Origin of the sequence: Mesorhizobium sp. dw_380, assembly GCF_018588885.1 — a bacterium.
Lineage (GTDB): Bacteria > Pseudomonadota > Alphaproteobacteria > Rhizobiales > Rhizobiaceae > Mesorhizobium.
On record NZ_JAFFIW010000094.1, the window covers coordinates 1 to 2,782 of the forward strand.

Sequence of the window (2,782 nt, forward strand, 5' to 3'; positions counted from 1 at the left end):
ACGCATGTCGATCGGGCTGGACGAGCAGAGTGCCGAGCAGGACAGGCATCCCGCGACCAATCCGGATCCAGGAACCCTTGGCCTGACACCACGCCATCTCGCCTATGTCATCTACACCTCGGGCTCAACCGGTACGCCAAAGGGCGTCATGGTCGAGCATGGAGGGCTAGCCCAGCATATTCTCGCTAGTGTCGACAAGTATCAGATCACTGGTATTGATCGGGTGCTCCAATTTGCCAGCACGAATTTCGACCCTTCGATCGAACAGGCGTTTTCAGCCCTAACGGCCGGCGCGGTTTTGTTCATCCGACCAAATGTAATATGGTCGCCTGAAAGGTTGATCACGGAAATAGCTCATCATTCGATAACCGTCGCCAATATAACTCCGCTATATTTCCACATCGAACTGACGAGATACCTACGCCTTCTTATTGTCGGGGGTGATGCGTTCGCAATAAGCAAATTGATGACCATTAACAATGGTTGTGTTATTTTGAATGCCTACGGGCCAACTGAAGCAACGGTAACTGCTACGACCTTCGATCTAAGCAGCTCGGCATTGAAGGGCCTCGCCGAAGGCCGCTATGTTTCAATTGGAAAGCCGATTTCGAGCAAGAAAGTCTACATTCTTGACGCGGGTTTTGAGCCTGTTCCGATTGGTGTTGCGGGCGAACTCTATATCGGTGGAGCGGGTGTTGCGCGTGGCTACCTGAACCGTCCGGAGCTGACAGCTGAGCGGTTCGTGGCGGATCGCTTCAGCGGCGAGGCTGGCGCGCGGCTGTACCGAACAGGCGACCTTGTGCGCTGGGCCGCCGATGGCAATTTGGAGTTTTTGGGGCGCCTTGACGAGCAGGTGAAGATCCGGGGCTACCGGATCGAGCCGGGAGAGGTTGCGGCGCGGCTTGGCGAGCACGCGCTGGTGCGTGAAGCAGTGGTTATCGCGCGGGAAGACACGCCTGGTGAGAAGCGGCTGGTTGCCTATGTCGTGGCACGGGATGAAGCCGGTGACGATCTTGCGGCGGTGCTGCGGGCGTATCTGAGCGCCATGCTGCCGGAGTACATGATCCCGGCCGCCTACGTGAGACTGGAAGCACTGCCCTTAACGCCGAACGGCAAGCTCGACCGCAAAGCGCTGCCGGCGCCGGACGAAGAGGCCTATGCGCGGCAGGCATATGAGGCGCCTCAAGGCGAGGTTGAGACGATCCTTGCCGGGATGTGGGCGCAGCTTCTGGGTGTCGAGCGCGTCGGGCGCCAGGACAGCTTCTTCGAGCTCGGCGGCCACTCGCTACTGGCGGTCAGGTTGGTCAATCGGATTCAACAGGCGTTCGGCTTGAAATTGGCGCTGACGGCGCTGTTTGTCGCGCCGAGCCTTGCCGGCGTGGCCGCGGCGGTGGAGGAGCAGCTGGCTGGGTCGGGACCCCTCCATTTGCCGACAATCGCGCGCGTTGATCGATCTGGTGTCCTGCCGCCGTCCTACGCGCAGGAACGGCTGTGGTTCCTGTCGCAGCTGGAGGGAGGGAGCGAGGCCTATCACGTCCCGCTGGCACTGCGCCTGCGCGGTGAACTGGATCGGGCCGCGCTGGGTCGAACTCTGGATGAAGTGTGGGCGCGGCACGAGGCCTTGCGCAGCCTGTTCGTGACGGAGGAAGGCAAGGCGCGGGTTGCGTTCTTGGCTGCGGAACGCAGCCTGCCTTTGGTGGAGCACGATCTGCGCAACGAGATAGATGCCGTCGCGCGCCTTGCGGTGCTGAGCCAGGACGAGTTTGCGGCACCGTTCGACCTTGAGCACGGCCCATTGGTGCGGGCCTGCCTGATCCGGGTGGCCGATACGGAGCATGTGCTGCTTGTGACACAGCATCATATCGTGTCGGACGGATGGTCAATTGGGATTCTGCTTCGAGAGATAGAAACATTATACGCAGCGTTTGCCCGGGGCGAGGAGAGCCCGTTGGGTGAGCTGGCCGTGCAGTATCCGGACTATGCGGTCTGGCAGCGGCAATGGCTGAGCGGCGAGCGTCAAGCTGGGCAGGCCCAGTACTGGCGGGATGCATTGCAGGGCGCGCCAGTAGTGCTGAACCTGCCGACGGATCGACCGCGTCCGGCCCAGCAGAGCTTCGTGGGCTCGAATGTGCCGGTTCGGCTTGATGCGGAACTGACACGGGACCTGAAGCGCCTATGCCTTCGGCACGGGGCAACGCCGTTCATGGTGGTTCTGGCGGCCTGGGCAGTGGTTCTGTCGCGCTTGTCGGGTCAGGAGGACATCGTCATCGGGACACCTACCGCCAATCGCGGACGTCGGGAAGTCGAGGGATTGATCGGCTTCTTCGTCAATACCCTGGCGCTGCGTGTCGATGTGTCGGGAGAGCCGGACGTTGCAACCCTACTGGAGCGTGTGCGGTCGGTGGCCCTGGGTGCGCAGGACCACCAGGACCTGCCGTTTGAGCAGGTCGTGGAGATTGTGCAGCCGCCGAGGCGGCTGGAGCACACGCCGGTATTCCAGGTGCTGTTGACCTGGCAGACGCTCGAGGAAGACCGCCTCGCCTTGCCCGGCCTCGCAATCGAGCCTGCAGGCGTGGCCTATGACACGATGTCGAAGTTCGATCTGGAGCTTGATCTGGCGGAGGTCGGCAACGAGTTTGTCGGAAGCCTTGGCTATGCGACAGCGTTGTTCGATCGCGAGACGGTCGAGCGGCATATCGGATATCTGGAAGTCGTGCTGCGGGATCTTGTGGCGGAAGCGCAAGGTCCGGTAGGTCGGACCAGCCTTCTCTCGGCGCCTGAA

Annotated in this window: 1 protein-coding gene; it reads left to right on the plus strand. The window is 61.5% G+C overall.

Features of this window, described 5'->3' with window-relative positions:
* On the plus strand, positions 1-2,782 hold a 2,782-nt coding region (locus JT360_RS32905; protein ID WP_214477562.1), incomplete at both ends, for a non-ribosomal peptide synthetase.